The following is a 23933-nucleotide window of genomic DNA, read 5'->3' as shown; positions in this document are numbered from 1 at the left end:
GCTCCCCGAGCTTGTCGAGGGGCGAGCCGGGTGCCAAGCTCGACCGACGCGCGGAGGACGCGCGCAGGCAGTACGCAAAGGAGCAACGCATGACCGAAGCGACCAGCGACATCAAGAAGGGTCTCGCCGGCGTCGTCGTCGACGTGACGAGCGTCTCGAAGGTGAACCCGGAGACGAACTCCCTGCTCTACCGCGGGTATCCGGTCCAGGAACTCGCCGAGCACTGCAGCTTCGAGCAGGTCGCGTACCTGCTCTGGAACGGTGAACTGCCCACGGACGCCGAACTCGCGGAGTTCACGGCGTCGGAGCGGGGCCAGCGCGCGCTGGACGACAACGTCAAGGCGGCCATCGACCTCCTCCCGACCGAGAGCCACCCGATGGACGCCCTCCGCACGGCCGTCAGCGTGATCGGCGCGAACGACCCGACCGCCGAGACCAACACCCCCGAGGCCAACGCGGTGAAGGCCGCGAGCCTGTACGCGAAGCTGCCGGCGATCGTCGCCTACGACCAGCGCCGCCGCCACGGCCTCGAGCTCGTCCCGCCGCGCGACGACCTCGGCTACAGCGCGAACTTCCTCTTCATGACCTTCGGCGAAGAGGCCGATCCGGTCGTCGTCGAGGCGTTCGACGTCTCGATGATCCTCTACGCGGAGCACTCCTTCAACGCGTCGACGTTCACCGCCCGGGTCATCACCTCGACCCTCAGCGACCTGTACTCGGCGGTCACCGGTGCGATCGGCGCGCTCAAGGGCGCCCTGCACGGTGGGGCGAACGAGGCCGTCATGCACGTCTTCGACGAGATCGGGACGGCTGACCAGGCCAGCGCCTGGCTCGACGCGGCGCTCGCCGAGAAGCGCAAGATCATGGGCTTCGGACACCGGGTCTACAAGAACGGCGACTCGCGCGTGCCGACGATGCTCAAGGCGCTCGAGCGGCTCGCCGAGCACTACGGCAAGCCCGAGATCCTCGAGCTGTACACGACGCTCGAAGCGGACATGGTCGCGCGGAAGAACATCAAGCCGAACCTGGACTACCCCTCGGGCCCGGCGTACAACCTGATCGGGTTCGACACGGTCACGTTCACGCCCCTGTTCGTCGCCGCTCGGATCGTCGGGTGGACGGCGCACATCGCCGAGCAGCTGGCGTCGAACGCGCTCATCCGTCCGCTGTCCGAGTACGTCGGGCCAGACGAGCGGCACGTGCCGACCGACTGAGGACGAGTTCTCCACAGATTCGGCGACAGCCCCCACGGCGATATTCCAGATGAGTAGCCTCGGTCCTCGTGACTGCTCTGATCCGTGCTCCGCGCTCCCCACTCCGGCGCTCCACGCTCTCGGCCCTGGCCGCCGCGACCATCCTGCTCACCGCGGTGGGACTCCCGGGTCCGGCATCCGCTGCTCCGCCCGTCGGGTCCATCGCGGACCAGCAGGAGCACGACGACGCACCCGGTGACGCGTTCGGCACCGGGGATGCCCCCGGTGCGTCGGACGCCGTGGCCCCCGCTGCCGGCTCGTCTCGCGTGATCGGCAAGCTCGTCCTGCAGAACCGTTCCAGCGGATCCTCGGCGTACGTCGGGCTCTCCTCGCCGGAGTCGGGTCGCAACGTCCAGCGGCTGTACTCGTCCTCGGTGGGCGGAGCAGCGTCGCTCGCGGGGACGTATTCCCTCCCTGCCGTCGGTGCGGCCGGGCCGATCACCGGCACAGGAACGTCCTCGACGCTCTGCCTGACGCCCGCCGGCGACGGCTCCCGCGCGCTCGTCGCAGCCCGGACGTGCACCGGTTCCCCGTCGCAGGACTTCGAGTGGCGGTACGTCTCGAACACGTGGGTGGCCGGCTACGCCCTGTACCCGGTGTCGAGTCCGTACTCCTTGGGCGGGACGGACAACGACACCTTCGTCGAGCTCACGATGGACGCGCTCACCGATGTCGTCGTGGAGTCGCAGCTGGCCCCGATCGAGCCGTTCGAACTGCGGACCCCGGCGATCGGCGCCACGGTGGACACGCCGACCCCCACGTTCAGCGGTATCGGGCAGCCCGGATCGTCCATCTCGATCCGCACCGACGCGCAGGCCCTGCTCGCGAGCACGAACGTCCCCCTGGACTCCACGTCCTGGTCGGTTCCGTCGATCCAGCTCGAGCCCGGCCGCTACACGGGAACCGCGACCCAGAGCGGGACCGGGTCGGATGCCCAGGTGCGTTTCGACTTCACGGTCCCGTCGCCGCTCGCGCCCGGCGCCTCGATCCCCACGCCGACGCTCGCCCCCGGTCAGTCCGTGGAGGTGGCGGCGACGTTCAACGCCGATGCCGGTGGTCAGCGTATCGACGTCTACCACCCGGTGTACACGCGGATCACTGCGGTCGACCACCCGGCCTTCACGCTCGACGCGTTGGGCATCGGGGGTGTCTTGCCGGTCGGCACGACCACGCTGAGGTTCACGCTGCGGGCGAACGACGACGCTCCCGTCGGCGAGGCCACGGGCGGCAAGGTCACCTACGGTTCCTCCCGCATCACGATCGCCGACTTCACGGCGAACATCGTCCGGGCACCGGACGAGCCGATCGCCCCTCTGGTGGTCGAGTCGCCGAGGCGCGGCGAGACGATCACTGAGACGACCCCAGTGTTCCGTGGGACCGGCGAACCGGGGTCGCGCGTCGAGATCCGTGGCGCGTGGGGCGATGTCCTCGGGGTCGTCGATCAGGTCGACGCGAGCGGTGCTTGGTCGATCACCTGGAACAAGAGCCTCCTGCCGAGCCGGTATGCCGGAGGCACCGTGAAGCAGTTCGTGGACGGGGTGCCGACGCACACCTTCGTGTACGACTTCACGATCGTCCAGCCCCGACTCGTCGTCACCTCGCCGAGAGTCGGCGACACCCTCACCGGCACCAGGCCGGTGTTCACCGGTGCGGCGAACCCGGGGGCGCGGGTGCAGATCACGGGCGCGTGGGGCACCGACCTCGGCTCCGCGATCGCCGACCCACGGACCGGGGAGTGGACCATCACCTGGCCGCGTGACTATCTCCCGGCGCGGTACTTCGGCGGCACCGTGACCGAGACCGTCGCCGGCAAGGTCATCGCCTCGTCCGGGTACGACTTCACCCTCACCCAGTGAGCTGACCATCGAGCCGCCGGCCCGGCGTCACTGCACCGGGCCGGCGGCTCCTGCCTCCCCCTACCGAGCCTCCGAAGGAGCACCCATGCCCAAGCAACCCACCCTCCTCGCCGCCGCGGGCCTCGTCGTCATCGCCCTCGCCGGATGCACCGACGCGGATGCGACGTCGACGACGAGCGCGTCACCGACGGTCGCCGCCGAGTCCACCACCGGTTCCGAGTACACGATCCCCGACGTCACCGGTGAGTGCGTCGACGGCACGGCGACCATTGTCGACGACAGCTCGAACGTGACCGTCGACGGCGACTGCGAGAACGTCGTCGTGGAGGCCTCCAACAGCATCGTGACCGTGACGGGAGCCGTCGTGAACCTCTCGTTCAACAGCTCCATCACCCTCGTGAACGTCTCGACCGTCGACAACGTCACGTTCGTCGAGGGAGCCAACGGCAACAAGGTCGCGACCTCGTCGGCGCCGGTGGTCACCGACAGTGGGGAGGGCAACAGCGTCGCCGCTGACTGACCGTCGGCGATCCGGTCCAGGTGTGTCGGACGCCACACGTCGCCAGGCGTCCCAGGACCCGGGTGTTGTCGAGTCGGGACAACCATGGTGTACGACGCCGCGCCGGCGGGATACGGTCACATCCGTGCACCTCATCTTCCGCACCATCGCCATGTTCCTGCAGTCCCGCCGTCGAGCCCGCCGAGGCGAGCGCCTCGAGACCTGGGACGTCGGTCGGATCCGGTTGCGCGTGCTGCCGACCGACCTCGACGTCCTCGGCCACATGAACAACGGTGTCTACCTGTCGATCTTCGACCTCGGCCGGTTCGACCTCCTGATCCGGAACGGACTCTGGGATCGCTTCAAGCACCTGGGCTGGTACCCGGTGGTGTCGAGCGAGAGCATCACCTTCCGGAAGTCGCTGCAGCCCTGGCAGCGTTTCGCCGTCGAGACCCGGGTCACGGGCTATGACGACAAGGGTGTGTTCATCGAACACCGGGTGGTCGTGGGCGGGGAGATCTACACCCAGGCCCTCGTGCGAGGTCGGTTCCTCAAGCGCTCGGGCGGCGTGGTGGCGCTCTCGGAGCTCATCGAGCTCACCGGCCCGGCTCCAACCGACCTCCCTGCGTGGCAGGCGCAGTGGGCGAGGGATGTCGCCCTGCCGCCCACGAAGGCGTCGGCTCCGAGCGACTGGTGAACCGGAAGAGTCGGTCGACATACTGGATTAAGCAACTGGAATACTTGTAGGCTGACCGCGTTCGTTCGCGAACGCTCCGCCGGTGCGTCCGGACGGCCCTCCCTCGGGCCGTCTCGGGCGCACCCTTGCGAAAGGTCGCCCATCGCCCATGAAACTCCCCATCCCCATCGCCTTCGTGAGTCTGCTCGGCATGACGGTGAGTCTGCTCACCGGTCCGGCCGCCCGAGCCGCCGGGCCGGCGCTTAACACGACGCCGGCGGTGTCCTCGGTCGAGGGCAGGTTCGTCGGCCAGGCGTTCCCCTCCGGCTCGGACGCCTTCTTCGCGGTCGGTGGCTCGACGGACGTCCTGAACCCGGCCAGAGTGACGCTGCACGCCACGCTCGACCAGGCGCTCGCCGCATCCGGCCGCTGGACGTTCCCGTCGGTGGACGCGTCCGGTCCGGTCACGACCACGGTCGGAGGCGTCACGAGGTGCCTCCAGCCTGATCCCTCGCAGGCCTACAAGTACGTGTACCCGGCGGTCTGCACCGGCTCGACCGCGCAGCAATGGGGCTGGGAGGAGTTCGCGAACGACCGTGTCAGCGGATACGGCCTCGTCTCGAACGGCGGAGCAGGTGGCTTCCTCCGTCAGTTCGACGGCAGGCTGGCCGTGGGCGGCTTCGGCTCGGTCGTGGATGCCGACCGGGTCACCCCGGAGGGACTCGATCCCGTCCCTGTCGCCATCCCGGTCACCCTCGAAGCGCCGACGCCCGGTTCCGTCGTCCGGGAGCCACGTCCCGTGTTCAGCGGGCGAGGCACGCCTGATGCGGTCGTCGAGGTCCTCGATTCGTCCGGCGGACCACTCGCCACGGCGACCGTCACCGCAGCGGGCACCTGGTCTGCCCGTCCGACCCGCGATCTCGCGCCCGGAGCGCAGTCCGGCACGGTTCGTCAACGCTCTGACGACTCGACCGCGAACTGGTCGCTGACCTACCGCGTCGTCACAGCGGTGACGGTCCGAACGCCCGCACTCGATGCCACGGTGGACGATCCGCGTCCGGTGTTCTCCGGTCTCGGAGAACCGGGCGCGCGGGTGACCGTCCTCGAGGACGCGACGGGTGTGACACTGGTCGACGTCGAGGTGGATGACACCGGCGCCTGGAGTCAGCAGTCACTCCGGACGCTCGAGCCGCGCGCGTACACCGCGACCGCGACGCAGGTCTTCGGGGAACAGCGCACCACGGCACCGCTCCGGTTCACCTATCGGGAGCCCGCGCCCGAGCCGGGCCCGGTCGAGGACGTCACCCTGCTCTCGCCCGCCATCGGGGAGACCGTCGAGACCGCAGACCCGGTGTTCAGCGGTCGTGGAGAGCCGGGCGCGACCATCCGGGTGATCGGTGCCTGGGGTACGGAGATCGCTGCAGCCGAGGTCGGAGACGACCATCGTTGGGCGGCACCGATCAACAAGAGCCTGACCCCGGGTCGGTACAGCGGCGGCTCCGTGCGCCAGGAGATCCACGGTGTCGAGCAGTCCCGTGCGCCGTACGACTTCACCGTGGCAGCCCGCGCCGTCGTCGCTCCGCTCGTCCTGGAATCGCCCGCGAACGGTGGTGTCATCTCCTCGTCGGTGCCCGAGTTCAGCGGCACGGCACAGCCTGGCGCGAGGCTCGAGATCTGGAGCGCCTGGGGCGATCTCGTCGGCACCACCGAGGCCGTGGCTGCGAGTGGGCGTTGGACGATCACCTGGAACAAGTCGCTGCTCCCCGCCCGGTACGCCGGTGGCACCGTCCGACAGATCGTCGGCGGTGTCGAGACGCACCGCTCCGTCTACGACTTCACCGTCGCATCCGTCCTCAGGGTGACCTCGCCGAGGATCGGCGACACCCTCACCGGTACGCGGCCGGTGTTCACCGGCACGGCGACACCGCTGGCCGACATCGAGATCATCGGCGCCTGGGGCACCCGACTCGGGACGACGAAGGCCGATTCCTCGGGCTCGTGGACCGTCGAATGGAGTCGGGACTACCTCCCGGGCCGCTACCAGGGCGGACGCGTCGAGCAACGCGTGAACGGAACGTTCATCGATCAGGCCGGGTATGACTTCCGCCTGGTGCGATAGCGGATCGGCGGCGGTCGGGGCGTCTTCGCGATCCTCGACCGTCGTCGGCGTCGCCGGATGTCGGTGGTCACCACGTAGGGTGACCACCATGCCCGCCTCCACATCGTTCGCCGCTCCATCGCTGTCGTCCGTCGAGGCCGCGCTGCAGTCGACCGGACCGGTGCCGCGCGAGGCGGAACCGATGCGGACGGTGTACCGCCCGAGCGGTCCACTCGACGTCCACAGCACCCTGCGCCTCATCGCCCGGGGAGGCGACGGCCCCTGCTACCGCCGCACGCCTGGCGGGGTCTGGCTGACGGCACGCACCCCACAGGGCGGCGCGACCCTGTACGTCTCGACGGTCCGCGACGGCGAGGTCGAGGCGGCCGCCTGGGGTCCGGGCGCCGAGTGGATGATCGCCGGAGTGCCGGAGCTGCTCGGTCGGGACGACGACTGGTCGGAACTCGACGTGAGCCGGAGTCCGCTCCTCACCGAGGTGTCCCGGCGGAACCCGGGACTGCGGTTGAGCCGCAACCGGCTCGTGTTCGAGATGCTCGTGCCGTCGATCCTCGAGCAGAAGGTGACCGCACTCGAAGCGTGGCGTGCGTGGCGGTTGCTCGTGCGCCGACATGGCGATGCCGCCCCCGGTCCAGCACCGGAGGGCATGGTCGTCGCGCCGTCCGCCGAGACCTGGCGGATGATCCCGAGCTGGGAGTGGCATACGGCGGGTGTCGGGCCGCAGCGCTCGGAGACGGTCGTGCGGTCATCACGACTCGCCTCCGCGATCGAGCGGACGCTCGACGAGCACCCCGACGACGCGTCGCGGCGCCTCCAGAGCCTGCCGGGCATCGGCGTGTGGACGGCCGCCGAGGTGACGCTCCGAGCTCACGGCGATCCCGACGCCGTGAGTGTCGGCGACTACCACCTCGCGGCCTCGGTGGGTCAGACGCTCACCGGCTCACCCGTGGACGACGACGGCATGCTCGAGCTGCTCGCTCCTTGGGCTGGTCACCGGCAGCGGGTGCTGCGGCTCATCGGCCGGAGTGGCATCCACAAGCCACGTCGTGGCCCGAAGATCACCATCCAGGACCACCGCCACCACTGAGCGCGGCGACGCGTTCTGCGGCGTGCAGGTCAGGCGTGCAGGACGGCCATCGCGGCGTTGTGCCCTCCGAGTCCGCTGACCGCGCCACCGCGTCGGGCCCCGGCGCCGCAGAGCAGGACGCGCGGGTGCGCCGTCGCGACCCCCCACCGCTCTGTCGTCCGTGGGGCGTCGTCCTCGAGGAACGGCCACGACAGCGGGCCGTGGAAGATGTTCCCGCCCGGCATCGCCAGCGAGCGCTCGAGGTCGAGCGTCGTCCGCGTCTCGATGCAGGGCCGCCCCTCGGCGTCGAGCAGCAGCAGGTCCTCGATGGGTTCCGCGATCACCGAGTCCAACGATCGCAGTACCGCGGCCTGCAGTGCGTCGCGGAAGGCGTCGTGGCCGCCGGGGATCGCATCCGCAGCGACCGCGAGCCGATGCGGCACATGGAGCCCGAACACGGTGAGCGTCTGCGCCCCCGAGGCCTGCAGCTCCGGCGAGAGGATGCTGGGGTCGCTCAGCGTGTGGCAGTAGATCTCGCAGGGTAGCGGGTCGGGGATCCGGCCGGCCTCCGCCTCGAGGTAGGCGTGCTCCAGCTGCGCCCAGCCCTCGTTGATGTGGAAGGTGCCGCCGAACGCCGCCGACGGATCGACGGCCGGGTCGAGGAGCTCGGGGAGCCGCCGCAGCAACAGGTTCACCTTCACCTGGGCGCCCTCGGGATGCGGGACACCGTCCTCCGGCGCTGGCGCCGTGCCGAGGATCGCGTCGGCATCACTCCACTGCACCGGCGTCCCCCGCGCTGCCGACCACGCGGCGTACGCGGCCGCGGCCGCCCGTTGCTCCGCCGCCGGGTCGAGGAGGCGCTCCAGCACCGCCGGAGCCGCACCCGACAGGATCCACTCGCCGCGGACGACGACCCCGGGACGAGGCCGGAACCGGTCCAGCGTCGCCATCGGTTCGGTCGCCTCGAGCTCCGCTTCCGCGGCGAGGTCCACGTAGGCGACGAGCCCGTGCTCCGGCTGGATGGACGTCACCTCGGCGAGCGTCCGGATCTCGGCGCCGGCCTCCTCGGCCGCGCGGCGCAGCGCGTCCGTGACCGCGCCCATGCCGCCGACCGGGACGTCCCAGTCGCCGGTCCCGCCGCCGATCAGGTGGTAGAGGAAGCAGATGTTCTGCTGCAAGGTCGGGTCGTCGGCGCGGGCGAAGGTGCCGATGAGCGCATCCGTGAAGACGACACCGCGGACGAGGTCGGAACGCGCGGCGTCCTCGATGGCACGGCCGATCGGCTCATCGAACACCGCTGACCAGATCGACGCGACCTCCGCGGCCGGCACCCCGAGGTCCGCGGCGGCGGCGATCGCCGCGTCACGCGCATCGGAACGGCTGCGGAGCGGCTCGAGCACCGTCGGCCAGAGCACCGAGGCCAGGTGACCGATCCGACGGTGCAGTTCGGCGATGCCCGCGGCGTCCTCCGGATACCCGATCGACGCGAACGACGCGACGGTGGCGTCGTCGTCACGGTTGTCGATCAGGAGCCCCGTGCCCGGGTTGTCGGGGTCGGGCGTGTACGAGGAGAAGCGGCGCCGGACGAGCCGGACGTCGAGCCCGAGGTCGTCGATGATCTGCTGGGGCAGCAGGCTGACGAGGTACGAGTACCGGGACAGACGTGCTTCCACGCCGGGGAACGGACGTTCCGAGACGGCTGCTCCACCCGTATGGTCGAGGCGCTCGAGGAGGAGGACGCGCTTGCCCGCGCGTGCGAGGTAGGCGGCGGCGGTGAGGCCGTTGTGACCGCCGCCGACGATGACGGCGTCGTACTGCTCGACGGAGTGCATGACCACACCCTATTCGCAGGCGCACTTCGACAGGCTCAGTGACCGGGGGAGGGTGCTGGGCCGCCGGGCGTGTACTCGCGAGCCTCAACTGGGATCGGCGGATCGGAGCATAGGCTGAGCAGCATGGCGAACGTTGCGAACGAGGGTCCCACCGAACCGGTCGGACTCGCGGATCGCGCGATCGCCCTCGCGTCGAAATGGGTCGACGAAGGGGCGGAAGCTCCGACCGATCCCGCCGCCGAGCGGCTCGCCGGCGTGCTGCGCGATCCCAACGGTCTCGAATTCACCGTCGGGTTCGTCGACGGCGTCATGCGCCCGGAGGACCCGCTCGTCGCCGGGAACGCCCTCGCCGCCCTCGCCGGTCGGACGCCGCGGTTCCTGCCCTGGTACGAGCAGGCCGCCGTCCGCACGGGCGGTCTGGTCGGCCCGGTCCTGCCCTGGGTCGTCGTCCCCGCCGCACGCCGCGTCCTCCGGGGCATGGTCGGGCACCTCATCGTCGACAGCCGTCCTCGTGAGCTCGGCAATGCGATCGCGAAGCTGCGCGCCGACGGTTCCCGACTCAACCTGAACCTCCTCGGGGAGGCCGTCCTCGGCGAGGGTGAGGCGGCCAAGCGGCTCGCCGGCACCCGCGAGCTCCTGCAGCGCCCCGACGTCGACTACGTGTCCATCAAGGTCTCGTCGATCGCCAGCCAACTCTCCATGTGGTCGTTCGAGCAGGTCGTCGACCGCATCGTCCGTCGCCTCACGCCGCTCTACGAGGAGGGGCTCGCGACCGGCACCTTCATCAACCTCGACATGGAGGAGTACCGCGACCTCGACCTCACCATCGCGGTCTTCACCCGACTCCTCGACCAGCCGCAGCTGCTGCAGTACCAGGCCGGCATCGTCATCCAGGCCTACCTGTCCGACGCCCTCGAGGCGATGATGCAGCTCACCGCCTGGTCGAAGCAGCGCGTGGCCGCCGGTGGCGCGCCCATCAAGGTGCGGCTGGTGAAAGGCGCGAACCTCGCGATGGAGCGGGTCGACGCGGCGATCCACGGCTGGCCGCTCGCGACGACCGGATCGAAGCGCGAGACCGACACCAACTACAAGCGCGTGCTCGACTGGGCGCTCACGCCGGCGCACACGGACGTCGTGCGGGTCGGGGTCGCCGGGCACAACCTCTTCGACATCGCCTACGCATGGCTCCTCGCGGGCGACCGCGGTGTCCGCGAGCGGGTGGACTTCGAGATGCTGCTGGGGATGGCGACCGGTCAGGTCGAAGCCATCAAGCGGGACGTCGGGACGGTGCTGCTGTACACGCCCGTCGTGAACCCGAAGGAGTTCGACGTCGCGATCTCCTACCTCGTCCGCCGTCTGGAGGAGAACGCCAGCGAGGAGAACTTCATGTCGGCGGTGTTCGAGCTCGCCGAGAAGCCGACCCTGTTCGCGCGCGAGCGACGCCGGTTCCTCGCGTCGGTCGACGCCCTCGGAGAGACCGCCGGGCAGGTGCCCACCCCCAACCGGAGGCAGGACCGCGCCGCGGAGGGCCCGGAGGCACCGCTGCCTGACAACGACGGGGACGACCGCTTCCGCGATCCCGCACAGGCGCCCGACGCGGGACTCACGCAGCAGGTCCTCGGGCTGGAACGCGGATCGAGCGGTGGCGAGGACCGCTTCCACGCCGATCCGTCCTCGGCGTACGTCGAGACGGCGGTCTTCTCCCGTTCGGAGCGCGGTGGTGTCGTCGACGGCGCCCCGGGCTTCGAGAACGCCGCCGACACCGACCCCTCGCTCGCGGCGAACCGGGTGTGGGGAGCGTCGATCCTGGCGCGCGTCCCGCAGTCGACCCTCGGTGGCGCAGCGGTCGCGGCCGCGGCCATCGACGACCCACGCGTCCTCGAACGCACGATCACGATGGTCCGCGCCGCCGGTGAGCGATGGGGAGCCCGCCCCGCCGCCGAACGGGCCGCCGTCCTGCACGCTGCAGCTCGGGTCCTCGCCTCCCGTCGGGCAGACCTCATCGAGGTCATGGCGAGCGAGACCGGCAAGACGATCGCCGAGGCCGATCCCGAGGTGAGCGAGGCCGTCGACTTCGCGCACTACTACGCGGCCAACGCGCCCCTGCTCGAGAGTGTGCACGGCGCGAGCTTCGTCCCCTCCGCGCTCACGGTCGTGACGCCGCCCTGGAACTTCCCCGTCGCCATCCCGGCCGGAGGCGTCCTCGCGGCGCTCGCCGCCGGCAGCGGCGTGATCATCAAGCCCGCTCCACAGGCGAAGCGGTGCGCAGCCGCGGTCGTCGAGGCACTGTGGGACGCCGGGGTGCCGCGCGACCTCCTCGTGCTCGCCGATGTGGCGGAGGGCGACCTCGGACGTCGGCTCGTGTCCCATCCGGCCGTCGACCGGGTGATCCTGACCGGCTCCTTCGAAACGGCGCAGCTGTTCCGTGGGTGGCGTGCCGACCTGCCGCTGCTGGCGGAGACGAGCGGGAAGAACGCGATCATCGTCACGCCCAGTGCCGACCTCGACCTCGCCGTCGCCGACATCGTGAAGAGCGCCTTCGGGCACGCGGGGCAGAAGTGCTCGGCCGCGTCGCTCGTGATCCTCGTCGGTTCGGTGGCACGGTCCGACCGCTTCCTGCGACAGCTCGAGGACGCCGTCCGCTCGCTCCGGGTCGGCTGGCCGTCCGATGCGCGGACGCAGATGGGGCCGATCGTCGAGCCGGCGGGGGAGAAGCTCCTCGCCGGGCTCACCGAGCTGCGCCTCGGCGAGAAGTGGCTCGTCGAGCCGAAACTGCTCGACGACTCCTCGGTCAACTTCGGCCAGCCGAGCGAGCGCCTCTGGTCGCCGGGGGTGCGCACCGGTGTCCAGCCGGGCTCGCCCTTCCACGTGACCGAGTACTTCGGACCGGTCCTCGGCATTATGCAGGCCGCGAACCTCACCGAGGCGATCGCCCTGCAGAACGCGACCCCCTACGGACTGACTGCGGGCCTGCACACCCTCGACCCGGTCGATCTCGGGGAATGGCTCGACACCGTCGAGGCGGGCAACCTGTACGTCAACCGGGGCATCACCGGTGCGATCGTGCAGCGCCAGCCCTTCGGCGGGTGGAAGCGCTCGTCGGTCGGGACCGGCACGAAGGCCGGCGGCCCCAACTACCTGTTCGGGCTCGGCGAGTGGCGACCGGATCCGGGATCAGCGAGCCGCAGCCTGCACCTCCGTGGGCTCGACACCCGCATCGTGAAGCTCATCGAGGCGGCCCAGCCGTCGCTCACCTACGAGGCCTTCGACGTGCTGCGACGGTCGGCGCTCAGCGACGCGATCGCGTGGGGGAACGAGTTCGGCGAGGTGAAAGACGTCTCGCAGCTCGGCGTGGAACGGAACCTCCTGCGCTACCGGCCGGTTCCGGTCGCGGTACGCGTCGCCTCGGGGGCCGACCTGGGCGATGCGCTGCGGGTCCTCATCGCCGCGGTGCGGTCGCGGTCGCGGTTCACCGTCAGCCTCGGTGGGCGGCTGCCGCGCGAGGTCCGCGACTGGTTGTCCGAGCTGAGCATCCCCGTCTCGCTGGAGACCGACGAGCAGTGGCTGACCCGGATGGCGGCCCGCGGGTCGATCGACACGGGCGAGCTGGGCCAGGAGCCGCCGGTCGCGACCCGGGTACGGATCGTCGGTCCGCGTCCCGAGACGGTCGCGGAGGCGGAACCCGGAACGGAGGCCTCCGAGCCTGAGCCGCTCGCGAAGCGACTCGCAGAGGCGCTCGGCGGCGACCCCGAGATCGCGATCTGGGCGGGACCGGTCACGCAGGCCGGACGGGTGGAGCTGCTGCCCTTCCTCCGCGAACAAGCGATCTCGATCACGGCGCACCGGTTCGGCAACCCCGACCCCTGGTCCCAGAGCGTCATCTGAGCCCGGCGGCTCAGGCGCGGAGCGCGGCCTCCACGAGCGCCACGGCGTCCTTCGGCGAGACACCGAGGTCTCGGATGCGGTCAGCGTAGGCCGCCGCTGCCAGCTGCGCCTGCCGGTCGATCGCGTCGCCGTGCGCTGACACGAACGTCCCCGCGCGTCCCCGGGTCTCGATGACCCCGTCGGTCTCGAGCAGCCGGTACGCCTTGGCGACGGTGTTCGGCGCGATCCCCAGCTCGTCGGCCAGCCCGCGCACCGTCGGGAGCTTCGCCCCGGTCGCCAGTCGTCCGTCGCGGACGGCCTCGATCACCTGCGTCCGCAGCTGCTCGAACACACTGGTCCCCGCCTGAATCGTCCACTCCATCCGCCCATCCTGCCCGCGAACGGTCACGAATGGCGACTTCAAACGAGCCGCACTGTGCGTTGGTGACAGTTCGCGGGCCGGGGGGAGGGGTCAGTCGATGTGGCGGTGGATGAGGCGGGTGAGGACGATCGCACTGCGGGTGTGGTCGACGTTCGGCGCGATCCGCACCTTCTCCAGGGCGTCCTCGAGGGCTGGGATGTTCCTGGCCCGCATGTGCACGATGGCGTCGGCGCTCCCGGTGACGGTGCCGGCGTCGACGACCTCCGGGACGCCCGACAGGATCCGCAGCAGCTCGTTGGGGGACACGGTGCCGCGGCAGAAGAGTTCGACGTAGGCTTCTGTCTGCATGCCGTCGACCGTGGGGTCGACCTGGATCGTGAACGACTGGATGACCCCGTCGGCGACGAGGCGGTCGACGCGGCGCTTCACCGCTGAGGCCGACAAGCCCACGACCGTGCCGATGTCGCCGTAGCCGGCGCGTGAGTTCTGTCGGAGCAGGTCGATGATGCCGCGGTCGAGGTTGTCCATGAGACTCAGTGTAAGCGCAATCATTGCGTGAAAAGCTGCCACTTCGCAGCATTCCTGCGCCAAACTCCGTGAAAACGCTGCGAATCGCATGCGATGATGAACGTGGCGTGCCCCCGGGCCCCTGGACCTCGTCCGCCGACCCTCGCTCGTTTGGAGGCCGACGTGTCGTCGACGCTCAACCACCCCACCCCCACCACGCAGGACGCCGCGACCGGCACCCGCGTCGCGAACCGGCGTCGGTACCTCATGTGCCGGCCGGACCGCTTCACCGTCAGCTACCGGATCAACCCCTGGATGAACCCGGATGACCCGACCGACACCTCGCTCGCGGTGTCGCAGTGGGAACAGCTGCACCAGGCCTACCTCGATCTCGGCCACCGGATCGACCTCATCGACCCGCTCGACGGCCTGCCGGACATGGTGTTCGCGGCGAACGGCGGCTTCACCCTCGACGGCATCGCCTACGGGGCGAAGTTCACCTACGAGGAGCGCATCCCCGAGGGGCCGGCCTACATGGACTGGTTCGAGGCGAACGGGTTCCGCGTCGAGCGCCCCGAGTTCGTGAACGAGGGTGAGGGCGACATCATGCTCGTCGGCGACACCATCCTCGCCGGGACCGGGTTCCGCACCGATCCCCGCAGCCACGACGAGGTGCGTCGGATCTTCGACCGCGAGGTCGTGACCCTGAACCTCGTGAACCCGAGTTTCTACCACCTCGACACCGCGATCGCCGTGCTCGACCCGGTGGCTCCCGCCGACGGCTCACCCGCGAACATCGCCTACCTGCCGACCGCGTTCGACGAGGCGAGCAACCGCATCCTCGAGCAGCGCTACCCCGACGCGATCCACGTGAGCACCGAGGACGCAGCCGTCCTCGGCCTCAACTCGATCTCGAACGGTCGCGAGGTCGTCATCGCCGCCCGCGCCGTCGGGTTCGAGCGTCAACTGGGCGAGCGCGGCTACAGGCCGATCGGCGTCGACCTGTCCGAGCTGCTCCTCGGCGGTGGCGGCGTGAAGTGCTGCACGCTGGAGCTGCGCGGGTAGCCCTTCGACAAGCTCAGGGACCGGATCGGAGCGGTGCGGGCTCAGGCACCGGGGCCGGTGTCGAGGGGTTGCGGGTGCCAGTGGGGCGGCGTATACCTGCACTGACCGCTTGAAACTGAGGAAGGGCACCCATGGACGCCGGAGAACGACGTGACCACGAACGCGCCAACGCAGGGCGCTCCGGCACCCTGAGCGATGCGACGGGGTTCTGGGTCGTGATCGCCTTCGCCCTGTTCGCCGGCGGCATGTGGGCGTTCGGCGAGGCGTTCCGCACGGACGTCCTGCAGGCCGTCTGGTTCATGGGTGGCATCCTCATGATCGCGCTCGCCATCTTCATCCCGGCGCACTTCGCCAGCAACAACTGACCCCCAGCCGGACGTTCGCCGACCGTTTCCTGAGCGTCCGGCCGTCCGGTCGGAGGCCGCCGATACGGTCCTGTTCAGCGCGCTACGCTGGCTGAGCAGACACGAGGACGGCACATGGATTCCACGGTGGTCATTATTCCCACCTACAACGAACGCGAGAACCTGGAGAGGATCGTCGCGCGCGTCCGTGTCGCCGCACCATCCGTCGAGGTGCTCGTGGTCGACGACAACTCACCCGACGGCACCGGAGCGATCGCCGACCGGCTCGCCGCCGAGGACGACGCGGTGCACGTGTTGCATCGCACCGGCAAGGAAGGGCTCGGCGCCGCCTACAAGGCCGGCTTCGCCTGGGCACTCGGGCGCGGATTCGGCAACGTGGTCGAGATGGACGCCGACGGATCCCATGCCCCCGAGCAGTTGCCGGCGCTCCTCGCGGCCACCGCGGAGGCGGACGTCGTCCTCGGGTCGCGCTGGGTCCCGGGCGGCACCGTCGTCAACTGGCCCAAGCATCGCGAGGCCATCTCGCGGGTCGGCAGTGCCTACGCCCGGTTCGCGCTCCGGCTCCCCGCCCGCGACGTGACCGGCGGCTACCGTGTGTTCAGCGCTGACGCACTGCGGCGACTGCAGCTCGACGAGGTCCACAGCCACGGCTACGGCTTCCAGGTCGACATGCTCTGGCACGCGAACCGCGCCGGTCTGCGGATCGTCGAAGTGCCGATCACCTTCACCGAGCGGACGCTCGGGGCCTCCAAGATGACGAGCGGCATCGTCGTCGAAGCCATGCTCCGCGTCACCTGGTGGGGCGTCTGCGAACTGACGGACCGCATCATCGGGCGTCGTCCTGCAGCGTCACGGGCGGCCGCCGGCTCCTGATTCGAGGCGGCGCCCGTCGGCGGGCGCCCCATCAGCTGCGGCGCGGCCCCGAGGAGATGACCGGAGTCGAGCCGATGAGGTCCTCGTCGTCGACCGCGTCGACGAGGAACGCGGCGACGTCGCAGCGAGGGATCCGGAGCGAGCTCGGCCAGCTTCCCGGCGGTGACGACACGACCGGGCGTCGGGCGTCGCTGGCGGAGAGCACGGTCGGGTGCACGATGGTCCAGTCGAGCTCCGAGCGGCGGAGGAACGCGTCCGCCTGCTCGTGATCGGCGTAGACGGTGCCGAGTCGGAGGAAGTGCGTCGCCCACCGCAGGCCGGCGGGGACGCTTCGGACCGACTCGCCGGCACCGAGCGCGGAGAGGAGGACGATTCGACGGAGGCCACGCGAGCGCATCGCATCCGTCGCGACCCGGACGGCGTTCGAGATGAGGTCGGGAGGGCTGACCTGGCGTGCCCACGGCCAGTCGGACGAACCGATGTTGCTGAGGGCGATGATCACGGCCTGCACGCCACGCATGGCCTCTTCGACGTCCTCGCTCCGCAGGGGAGACCCCTGGACGACCGTCAGGCGGTCGCCGGGGACGACGGCGGCGGGGTCTCGGACGAGCGCGGTGACCGAGTGGCCGCTGCGGAGAGCCTCGCTGATGATGAGTCGCCCGGTGCGGCCGCTCCCACCGATCACGAGGAGCTGTGCCACCGTCGCCTCCAGATCGTCGAACACCGGCCCGACGGCGCAAGTGCTGCGACCGTCGGGACGGTTCCATCGTTCCCGAAGGAGCGATAGAGGACATCGGGGACAACCCGTGGAGTGCGGCGGTGACCGCGTTCGGTCGGGAGGTCAGGCCTTCGCGGCCGCCGGCTTCCGGGCCGGAGCCTTCCGAGCGGTCGGTGCCGCGGGCTTCGCGGTGGCCGGCCGGCCGGCGCTCAGTGACGACTGCTCCGGCATCGGCTGCAGCGTCGTGTACCGCGACAGCTGGGTCACGTGGTGCGGCTGCAGCTCCTCGAGCGACGCGACACCCAGCAGCTTCATCGTGCGCACGATCTCGCCCGAGAGGATCTGGATCGCGCGGTCGACGCCCTCGCGCCCGCCGGCCATGAGCCCGTAGAGGTACGCGCGGCCGATGAAGGTGAAGCGCGCACCGAGCGCGACGGACGCCACGATGTCGGCGCCGTTCATGATGCCGGTGTCGAGGTGCACCTCGGCGTCCTTGCCCACCTCGCGCACGACGCTCGGCAGGAGGTGGAACGGGATCGGCGCGCGGTCGAGCTGGCGGCCGCCGTGGTTGGAGAGCTGGACGGCGTCCGCACCGAGGTCGACGGCGAGCTTCGCATCGGCGACCGACTGGACGCCCTTGACGATGAGCTTGCCCTTCCACTGCTCGCGGATGTACTTGACCTCGTCAGGACCGACGGTCGGGTCGAACATCGTGTCGATGAGCGCCGCGACGGTTCCCGACCAGCGGTCGAGGCTCGCGAAGGCCAACGGCTCCGTGGTGAGGAAGTTGATCCACCATGCCGGGCGGGGGAGCGCGTCCACGATGGTCTTCGGGGTGAGCGATGGCGGGATCGTCATGCCGTTGCGGACGTCGCGCAGGCGGGCGCCGCCGACGGGGGTGTCGACCGTCACGACGAGGGTGTCGTAGCCGGCTGCTGCCGCGCGGTCGACGAGCGCCATCGACCGCTCGCGCTCGCTCCACATGTAGAGCTGGAACCAGTTGCGGCCACCGGGTGCCGCCGCCTTGACGTCCTCGATCGAGGTCGTGCCCATGGTCGACAGGGTGAAGGGGATGCCCGCGGCCGCTGCGGCGGAGGCTCCCGCGCGCTCGCCCTCGGTCTGCATCATGCGGGTGAAGCCGGTGGGAGCGATGCCGAAGGGGAACGCGACGCGCTCGCCGAGGACGTCCCAGCCGGTGTCGACGTTCGCGACGTTCTTCAGGACGGCCGGGTGGAACTCGATGTCCTGGAACGCCTGGCGTGCCCGGGCCAGCGAGATCTCGCCCTCGGCGGCGCCGTCGGTGTAGTCGAAGGGCGCCGTCGGCGTGACCTTTTTGGCGATCGTGCGCAGGTCGCTGATGGTGGTGGCGGCCGCCAGGCGTCGCCGACGGGCGTTGAACTCCGGCTTCTTGAACTGCATGAGCGGCAGGAGGTCGTGGGGCTTGGGGATGCGGCGTTCAACCATGGTCTGTCTCTTCTTTCCGCGAACTGTCGCTTGAGGTGGGTGTCGAGGGGTGCGGACTGTCGTCTTCTGACAGTTCGCGAGCCTGGTAGTAGTTGGTGATGTGGGAGCGGACGGACTGGCGGGCCAGCTCGGCGTCGGCGTGGCGGATCGCCTCCACGATGCCCCGGTGCTCGGCGCGCAGGCGGTCGGCGGTGGCTGACCACGACGCCAGTTGTGGGACACCGGCCAGGACGTAGCGCTCGATGGAGTCGCGGAGGCCCGACATCGTGGCGACGAGGACCTGGTTGCCCTCCGCCTCGGCGAGCGACAGGTGGAACTGCGCGTCGAGGGCGAGGAACTCGGCCTCCGTGAGGGTGGGCTGGTCCATCGCGTCGAGCAGGGACTCGGGGTGCGTGAGATCGGGGACGGCCGCTTCGGCACGCGACGCCAGACTGTGGACGACCGCGGTCTCGATCACGAGCCTGGTGTCGACCACGTCCTGGACGGCGAAGCCCTGCGCGGCGACCTGGAGCCGCATGAGGGTGGCCATGCCACCGGACGGCGTGGCGACGATGATCGCGCCGGCGGTGGGGCCGGATCCCGTGTGGGTGCGGATGAGCCCCAGGACCTCGAGGACGCGGATCGCCTCGCGGACACTGGACCGACCGACGCCGAGGTCGATCGCGAGCTGACGTTCGCCGGGCAGGCGGTCGCCGGGGGTGAGGACACCGCTGAGGAGGTCCGACTCGATGCGGGCGAGCACGACCTCCCAGGCCCTGGGCTCCGCCGCTGCGGTGGCGGGCTGCGTCGCCGTGGCCGCTGCCGGCGCGGCCGTCGCTGGTGCGTTCATCGATCCTCCTTCGACACTGCGGTGTGGTCAGACCACAAACCCTACCTCTTGAACCGATTCAACGCGAGCCCCAACCACAGATTTTTCTGCGCTGGGACATCGACGGACGTCGACGCCCGTCTCAGGTGCGGAGGACGATGTTCTCCGGCTCCTCGTCGGCCAACAGGTGTTCGATCTGTCGACGCAGGAGACGCGCCATCCGCGGCAGCATGGCGCTCGTCGCGCCCCCGATGTGCGGGGAGACGAGCACGTTCGGCAAAGACCAGAGCGGGTGGTCGGCGGGCAGCGGTTCAGGGTCGGTCACGTCGAGCGCGAGTCGGATGCGACCGCTCGTCGCGTGCTCCACGAGTGCGTCGGTGTCGGCGACCGGGCCGCGGGCGACGTTCACGACGAGGGCGTCGTCGGGCAGAGCCGCCAGGAAGTCGTCTCCGATCAAGCCGCGGGTGCCGTCGGTGAGCGGGACGACGACGATGACGATCTCAGCGTGCGGCAGGAGTCCGGGCAGTTCGTCGATACCGTGGATCGGCCCCCGCTCGTCCTCCCGCGCGCTCGACGCGACCCGGGTGACCTCGACCTCGAACGGGAGCAGCCGCTCCTCGATGGCCGCACCGACCCCGCCGTACCCGATGAGGAGCACGCGGCGGTCGGCGAGGCTCGGGCGCTGGCTCTGCAGCCACTCGCCCGTCCGCTCGGCGCGCACGAAGTCTGGGATGCCCCGCTGCGAGGCGAGGATGAGTCCCACCGTGAGCTCCGCGGTCGAGGCCTCGTGCACGGTCGCCGCGTTGGCGAGGGTGATGCCGGCCGGGAGGAGGTCCGCGAGGCCGTCGTAGCCGATCGACTGCACCTGGACGAGCTTCGGCGTCACCGCGGCGACGTTCGCGAGCGGCTTGTTCGAGCCGAGGTAGACGGGCACGACGAGGTCGATGTGCTCGACCGGCGGTTCGGTGCGCAGATCCCATTCGACGAACTCGACGCCCTCGGGGAGGGGGCCTTGCGACAGCACCTCCTCGCGCAGGTCGGCGGGCAGGCTGACGATGAGTGGAGAAGCGGTCATGCTGCGACGCTACCGGCTGACGGACGTGGAGCCGGCAGGCTTGCGCGGCTCGTAGTGGGTCGGCTCGAAGGAACGGGCGACGAGGGCGCGCAGGGTCTCGAGGTCGCCGTCGATGATCCCCACCGCCCTGGCCTGGACGAGGACGTTCCCCAACGCCGTCGCTTCGACCGGGCCGGCGATGACGGGGATCCCCGCTCGGTCGGCCGTCAGCTGGCACAGGAGCGTGTTCTGCGATCCGCCGCCGACGACGTGGATCGCGCGCACCTGGACCCCGGACAGCTCGGAGGCCGTGTGGACCGCATCCGCGAACGCCTGCGCCAGGCTCTCGATGATGCACCGGACGAACTCGGCACGGGACTGCGGGACCGCCCGCCCGTACTCGATGAGGAACTCGGCGATGCGCGCCGGCAGGTCGCCGGGGGCGAGGAACCGGGGGTCGTTCGCATCGAACACCGAGACGGGTGCGTCGACCGCGGCGGCCTGGGCGATGAGCCCGGGCAGGTCGATCGTCTCGCCACCGCGCTCCCAGGTGCGCACCGATTCGCTCAGGAGCCAGAGTCCCATCACGTTGTGCAGGAAGCGGGTGCGTCCGTCGACGCCGCCCTCGTTCGTGAAGTTCGCCGCTCGACCCGCCTCGGTGAGGACCGGGCGTTCGAGCTCGACGCCGACGAGTCCCCAGGTGCCGCACGAGATGTAGGCGGCGTCCGGGGTCGTCATCGGGACGGCGACGACCGCTGAGGCCGTGTCGTGTGAACCGATGGCGGTGACGGGTGTGGACGAGGGCAGGCCGACCTCGGCGGCGACCGCTTCGAGGAGCGTCCCGATGCGATCGCCCGGCTGGACGATGGGCGGGAGGACGGCCGCCGGGATGCCGAGTCGGGTGAGGAGTCCGGCGTCCCACCTGGTCGGTTCGCCGGCGCGGACGAGGCCGGTGGTCGACGCGTTGGTGGCCTCGGCGACGCGGGCACCGGTCAGCCAGTGCGCGATGAGGTCGGGCACCAGGAGCGCGGTGTCGGCGACGTCGAGCATGCCGGCGTCGCGCTCGGTCGCGAGCTGGTAGACGGTGTTGAACGGCAGGAACTGCAGGCCGTTCACGCGGTAGAGGTCGGCGAAGGGGACCGTTCCGTGGACCGCCTCGACGCCTGCCGCCGTCCGTTCGTCGCGGTAGTGGAACGGTGCGCCGAGGAGGCGCCCCTGCCGGAGGAGGCCGTAGTCGACCGCCCACGAGTCGATGCCGATGCTCGCGAGGTGTGGCTCCTGCTTCGCTGCGCCCGACAGCCCCGCGATGATCGAGCGGTACAGCTCGAGGATGTTCCAGTGCAGGCCGTCCGGCGTGCGGACGGGCGTGTTCGGGAACCGGGCGACCGGCACGAGGCGCAGCTCGCCGGGGCCGACGTGGCCGAGCATGACCCGCCCGCTCGTGGCCCCGAGGTCGACCGCCGCGACGGTGCCGCTCCGGCCTGCCGCACTCATCGCAGGAAGGCTGCGGCCACGCCCGCGTCGACGGGGATGTGCAGTCCGGTCGTGTGGCTGAAGTCGCTCGTGCAGATCGCGAAGACCGCGTTCGCGACGTTCTCGGGGACGACCTCGCGCTTGAGGATGGTGCGCTGCGCGTAGAACTTGCCGAGGTCCTGCTCGTCGATGCCGTACGTCTTCGCGCGGTTCGCGCCCCAGCCCGAGGCGAAGATGCCGGAGCCGCGGACGACGCCGTCGGGGTTGATGCCGTTCACCTTCACACCGTACTCGCCGAGCTCTGCCGCGAGCAGGCGGACCTGGTGGGCCTGGTCGGCCTTCGTCGCGGAGTAGGCGATGTTGTTCGGGCCCGCGAACACGGAGTTCTTCGACGAGATGTAGACGATGTCGCCGCCCAGCTTCTGGTCGATGAGCACGCGTGCGGCGGCCTTCGAGACGAGGAACGAGCCCTTCGCCATGACGTTGTGCTGGAGGTCCCAATCGGCCTCGGTGGTCTCGAGGAGCGACTTCGACAGCGAGAGGCCCGCGTTGTTGACGACGAGGTCGAGTCCACCGAAAGCGATGACGGTCTCGTCGATCGCGGCTTGGACAGCGGCTTTGTTCGAGACGTCGGCGGCGATCCCGATGGCGACGTCGGTGTTGCCGAGCTCGGCCGCCGCCGCCTGCGCCTTCTCCAGCGAGAGGTCGGCGATCGCGACGACCGCGCCCTCCGCGACGAGACGCGTGGCGATGGCCTTGCCGATGCCGGATGCGGCACCGGTGACGAGCGCGATCCGGGTCGCGAGCGGCTTCGGCTTCGGCATCCGTTGCAGCTTCGCCTCCTCGAGTGCCCAGTACTCGATCGCGAACTTCTCGGCCTCGTCGATCGGCGCGTACGTGGAGAGTCCCTCGGCCCCGCGCATGACGTTGATGGCGTTGACGTAGAACTCGCCGGCGACGCGGGCGGTCTGCTTGTCCTTGCCGAAGCTGAACATGCCGACGCCGGGGACGAGGACGATGAGGGGGTCGGCGCCGCGGATCGCCGGGCTGTCGGCCGTGGCGTGGCGGTCGTAGTAGGCCTGGTAGTCCTCGCGGTAGGCCTCGTGCAGGGTGCCGAGGCGCTCGATGACCTCCTCGACGCTCGCCGTGGCGGGCAGGTCGACCGTGAGTGGCTTCACCTTGGTGCGGAGGAAGTGGTCGGGGCAGCTCGTGCCCAGTGCGGTGAGACGCGGGTGCTCCGCCGAGGCCAGGAAGTCGAGGACCTCGGGGCTGTCGGTGAAGTGGCCGACGACGGGGCGGTCGGCGGAGGCGAGCCCGCGGATGGTGGGCGCGAGGGCCGCCGCCTTCGCACGACGCTCGGCCTCGGGCAGGGCTGCGTAGCCGTCGAGCGGCGGACCGAAGGGCTCGGGGCGGGAGTTCGTCTCGATGTAGGCGGCCGCGGTGTCGATGATCCACAGCGAGTTCGCCTCGGCCTCGTCGGAGGTGTCGCCCCAGGCGGTGATGCCGTGCCCGCCGAGGATGGTGCCGATCGCCTGCGGGTTGTCGGCCTTGATGGCAGCGATGTCGAGGCCGAGCTGGAAGCCGGGGCGACGCCACGGGACCCACACGACCTTGTCGCCGAAGATCTTCGCGGTGAGTTCGGGGCCGTCGGCGGCGGTCGCGATGGCGATGCCGGAGTCGGGGTGCAGGTGGTCGACGTGGGCCGCGTCGACGAGGCCGTGCATGGCGGTGTCGATCGACGGGGCCGCGCCACCCTTGCCGTGCAGGGTGTAGTCGAAGGCGGCGACCATCTCGTCCTCGCGGTCGAGGCCGGGGTAGACGTCCTGGAGGGCGCGCATGCGGTCGATGCGGAGGACCGCGAGACCCTCGGGCTTCAGCGTGCCGAGGTCGCCGCCGGAGCCCTTGACCCAGAGGAGCTCGACCGGCTCGCCCGTGACGGGGTCGATCTCGGTGCCCTTGGCCGAGGTGTTGCCGCCGGCGTAGTTGGTGTTCTTCGGGTCGCTCCCGAGGCGGTTGCTGCGGGCGATGAGCTCGGCAGCGGTTGGGTTCACGGACATTCGCA

The 23933-nt window shown here is 70.4% G+C and carries 19 protein-coding genes; 10 read left to right on the top strand and 9 right to left on the bottom strand.

The window, feature by feature from the left end:
- Positions 1-89: 89 nt before the first annotated feature.
- From ACQG07_RS16380 to ACQG07_RS16355, 6 genes are all read left to right on the top strand, one after another.
- Positions 90-1214 carry a bifunctional 2-methylcitrate synthase/citrate synthase gene (locus tag ACQG07_RS16380; RefSeq protein WP_426738835.1) on the top strand — a complete coding sequence of 375 codons (1125 nt, stop codon included), beginning with the start codon at positions 90-92 and terminating at the stop codon, positions 1212-1214.
- 68 nt (positions 1215-1282) lie between these two features.
- Complete coding sequence (locus tag ACQG07_RS16375) at positions 1283-3109, top strand: hypothetical protein (RefSeq protein ID WP_426738834.1); 1827 nt, start codon at positions 1283-1285, stop codon at positions 3107-3109.
- 85 nt (positions 3110-3194) lie between these two features.
- Positions 3195-3629, top strand: a complete 435-nt coding sequence (locus ACQG07_RS16370) for a hypothetical protein (protein WP_159876197.1) — start codon at positions 3195-3197, stop codon at positions 3627-3629.
- Positions 3630-3753: 124 nt separating this feature from the next.
- Entirely contained in the window at positions 3754-4305 is a 552-nt protein-coding gene (locus tag ACQG07_RS16365) for an acyl-CoA thioesterase (protein ID WP_236555286.1), read from the top strand.
- Between the two features lie 148 nt (positions 4306-4453).
- Positions 4454-6403 (top strand): hypothetical protein, encoded by a 1950-nt coding sequence (locus ACQG07_RS16360; protein WP_426738833.1) that lies wholly within the window; start codon positions 4454-4456, stop codon positions 6401-6403.
- Between the two features lie 88 nt (positions 6404-6491).
- On the top strand, positions 6492-7487 hold the full coding sequence (locus ACQG07_RS16355; RefSeq protein WP_426738832.1) for a DNA-3-methyladenine glycosylase family protein: 996 nt from the start codon (positions 6492-6494) through the stop codon (positions 7485-7487).
- A 29-nt stretch (positions 7488-7516) separates the two neighbouring features.
- On the opposite strand, the gene ACQG07_RS16350 is transcribed toward ACQG07_RS16355, so the two are convergent.
- Positions 7517-9298, bottom strand: a complete 1782-nt coding sequence (locus tag ACQG07_RS16350) for a phytoene desaturase family protein (RefSeq protein WP_426738831.1) — start codon at positions 9296-9298, stop codon at positions 7517-7519.
- 123 nt (positions 9299-9421) lie between these two features.
- Between ACQG07_RS16350 and ACQG07_RS16345 the strand changes: the two genes are divergently transcribed.
- Positions 9422-13183 carry a proline dehydrogenase family protein gene (locus ACQG07_RS16345; RefSeq protein WP_426738830.1) on the top strand — a complete coding sequence of 1254 codons (3762 nt, stop codon included), beginning with the start codon at positions 9422-9424 and terminating at the stop codon, positions 13181-13183.
- A gap of 10 nt (positions 13184-13193) precedes the next feature.
- On the opposite strand, the gene ACQG07_RS16340 is transcribed toward ACQG07_RS16345, so the two are convergent.
- Together ACQG07_RS16340 and ACQG07_RS16335 are read right to left on the bottom strand one after the other, a co-directional pair.
- Positions 13194-13544 carry a GntR family transcriptional regulator gene (locus ACQG07_RS16340; protein WP_426738829.1) on the bottom strand — a complete coding sequence of 117 codons (351 nt, stop codon included), beginning with the start codon at positions 13542-13544 and terminating at the stop codon, positions 13194-13196.
- 90 nt (positions 13545-13634) lie between these two features.
- Positions 13635-14072 (bottom strand): Lrp/AsnC family transcriptional regulator, encoded by a 438-nt coding sequence (locus ACQG07_RS16335; RefSeq protein ID WP_079706386.1) that lies wholly within the window; start codon positions 14070-14072, stop codon positions 13635-13637.
- 162 nt (positions 14073-14234) lie between these two features.
- Here ACQG07_RS16335 and ddaH point away from each other — a divergent pair, with 162 nt between their 5' ends.
- The 3 genes from ddaH (at position 14235) to ACQG07_RS16320 (ending at position 16354) form a co-directional block, all read left to right on the top strand.
- Positions 14235-15116, top strand: coding sequence for a dimethylargininase (gene ddaH / locus ACQG07_RS16330; RefSeq protein WP_338000155.1), 882 nt, complete (start codon positions 14235-14237; stop codon positions 15114-15116).
- A 131-nt stretch (positions 15117-15247) separates the two neighbouring features.
- Entirely contained in the window at positions 15248-15481 is a 234-nt protein-coding gene (locus ACQG07_RS16325) for a hypothetical protein (protein ID WP_079706387.1), read from the top strand.
- A 114-nt stretch (positions 15482-15595) separates the two neighbouring features.
- Positions 15596-16354 carry a polyprenol monophosphomannose synthase gene (locus tag ACQG07_RS16320; RefSeq protein ID WP_138945531.1) on the top strand — a complete coding sequence of 253 codons (759 nt, stop codon included), beginning with the start codon at positions 15596-15598 and terminating at the stop codon, positions 16352-16354.
- Between the two features lie 31 nt (positions 16355-16385).
- Here ACQG07_RS16320 and ACQG07_RS16315 read toward each other — a convergent pair whose 3' ends face one another.
- From ACQG07_RS16315 to ACQG07_RS16290, 6 genes are all read right to left on the bottom strand, one after another.
- The gene (locus tag ACQG07_RS16315; RefSeq protein WP_426738828.1) at positions 16386-17054 is read right to left on the bottom strand and encodes an NAD(P)-dependent oxidoreductase; all 669 of its coding nucleotides are present in this window, start codon (positions 17052-17054) and stop codon (positions 16386-16388) included.
- 141 nt (positions 17055-17195) lie between these two features.
- Positions 17196-18536, bottom strand: coding sequence for an alpha-hydroxy acid oxidase (locus ACQG07_RS16310; protein WP_426738827.1), 1341 nt, complete (start codon positions 18534-18536; stop codon positions 17196-17198).
- Positions 18529-19365 carry a FadR/GntR family transcriptional regulator gene (locus ACQG07_RS16305; RefSeq protein ID WP_192006351.1) on the bottom strand — a complete coding sequence of 279 codons (837 nt, stop codon included), beginning with the start codon at positions 19363-19365 and terminating at the stop codon, positions 18529-18531. Before ACQG07_RS16305 ends, ACQG07_RS16310 begins: the two co-directional genes overlap by 8 nt.
- 121 nt (positions 19366-19486) lie before the next feature.
- Positions 19487-20419 carry a 2-hydroxyacid dehydrogenase gene (locus ACQG07_RS16300; protein WP_124767626.1) on the bottom strand — a complete coding sequence of 311 codons (933 nt, stop codon included), beginning with the start codon at positions 20417-20419 and terminating at the stop codon, positions 19487-19489.
- A 9-nt stretch (positions 20420-20428) separates the two neighbouring features.
- On the bottom strand, positions 20429-21892 hold the full coding sequence (locus tag ACQG07_RS16295; RefSeq protein ID WP_426738826.1) for a rhamnulokinase: 1464 nt from the start codon (positions 21890-21892) through the stop codon (positions 20429-20431).
- Entirely contained in the window at positions 21889-23928 is a 2040-nt protein-coding gene (locus ACQG07_RS16290) for a bifunctional aldolase/short-chain dehydrogenase (protein WP_426738825.1), read from the bottom strand. Before ACQG07_RS16290 ends, ACQG07_RS16295 begins: the two co-directional genes overlap by 4 nt.
- Positions 23929-23933 lie beyond the last annotated feature (5 nt).

Source organism: Plantibacter sp. 2H11-2, assembly GCF_050031945.1.
In the GTDB taxonomy this organism is placed as follows: domain Bacteria; phylum Actinomycetota; class Actinomycetes; order Actinomycetales; family Microbacteriaceae; genus Plantibacter; species Plantibacter auratus.
The sequence above is the reverse complement of the archived record's forward strand: the minus strand, read 5'-3'. Positions and strand labels throughout refer to the sequence as shown.

Bases quoted from the DNA above. Each gene is read 5' to 3' on its own strand.
- ACQG07_RS16355 (WP_426738832.1), top strand. From the start codon at position 6,492: ATGCCCGCCTCCACATCGTTCGCCGCTCCATCGCTGTCGTCCGTCGAG.
- ACQG07_RS16335 (WP_079706386.1), bottom strand. From the start codon at position 14,072: ATGGACAACCTCGACCGCGGCATCATCGACCTGCTCCGACAGAACTCA.
- ACQG07_RS16345 (WP_426738830.1), top strand. From the start codon at position 9,422: ATGGCGAACGTTGCGAACGAGGGTCCCACCGAACCGGTCGGACTCGCG.
- ACQG07_RS16310 (WP_426738827.1), bottom strand. From the start codon at position 18,536: ATGGTTGAACGCCGCATCCCCAAGCCCCACGACCTCCTGCCGCTCATG.
- ACQG07_RS16300 (WP_124767626.1), bottom strand. From the start codon at position 20,419: ATGACCGCTTCTCCACTCATCGTCAGCCTGCCCGCCGACCTGCGCGAG.
- ACQG07_RS16295 (WP_426738826.1), bottom strand. From the start codon at position 21,892: ATGAGTGCGGCAGGCCGGAGCGGCACCGTCGCGGCGGTCGACCTCGGG.
- ACQG07_RS16320 (WP_138945531.1), top strand. From the start codon at position 15,596: ATGGATTCCACGGTGGTCATTATTCCCACCTACAACGAACGCGAGAAC.
- ACQG07_RS16290 (WP_426738825.1), bottom strand. From the start codon at position 23,928: ATGTCCGTGAACCCAACCGCTGCCGAGCTCATCGCCCGCAGCAACCGC.
- ACQG07_RS16350 (WP_426738831.1), bottom strand. From the start codon at position 9,298: ATGCACTCCGTCGAGCAGTACGACGCCGTCATCGTCGGCGGCGGTCAC.
- ACQG07_RS16325 (WP_079706387.1), top strand. From the start codon at position 15,248: ATGGACGCCGGAGAACGACGTGACCACGAACGCGCCAACGCAGGGCGC.
- ACQG07_RS16380 (WP_426738835.1), top strand. From the start codon at position 90: ATGACCGAAGCGACCAGCGACATCAAGAAGGGTCTCGCCGGCGTCGTC.
- ACQG07_RS16370 (WP_159876197.1), top strand. From the start codon at position 3,195: ATGCCCAAGCAACCCACCCTCCTCGCCGCCGCGGGCCTCGTCGTCATC.
- ACQG07_RS16305 (WP_192006351.1), bottom strand. From the start codon at position 19,365: ATGAACGCACCAGCGACGGCCGCGCCGGCAGCGGCCACGGCGACGCAG.
- ACQG07_RS16360 (WP_426738833.1), top strand. From the start codon at position 4,454: ATGAAACTCCCCATCCCCATCGCCTTCGTGAGTCTGCTCGGCATGACG.
- ACQG07_RS16340 (WP_426738829.1), bottom strand. From the start codon at position 13,544: ATGGAGTGGACGATTCAGGCGGGGACCAGTGTGTTCGAGCAGCTGCGG.